The sequence below is a fragment of the Bacillus sp. JJ722 genome, from assembly GCF_036963345.1.
Taxonomy (GTDB): domain Bacteria; phylum Bacillota; class Bacilli; order Bacillales; family DSM-1321; genus Bacillus_AD.
The window spans coordinates 21,047-21,431 of the sequence record NZ_JBALMO010000092.1 but is presented as its reverse complement, the minus strand read 5'-3'; positions in this window follow the sequence as shown (position 1 = coordinate 21,431).

Here is a 385-nt window from a genome sequence, read left to right as displayed (position 1 = left end):
TGGTCCGATGTCTATTTAAGTATTTTATGTTCTCTAATTCACCTCAGCGATTTACTCATGCTCACAGCAACATTATTTGCTGACCTCCTGTTTATTAACGACATTGAATAATATACGCTTTGTTACTATCGTTCTATTGGCACCTATAGATGACTGATTTCCACCTCAAATTCACCTCCTAAAAGAAATCTGCATTTTTACACTTACAGATTTTTTCTTTCCTGCTTTAATTGATAAAACCGAAATATTCTGACAACTATAAACAATTGGGGTTTTACGGATTTACCGATTGTAAGCGTTATCAAAACGAGCTATCCTTTTTTACATTCCATATGCATATCTTCTTTTTTTCAGTATTATGGATTGCCCCGACTGATAATATAAA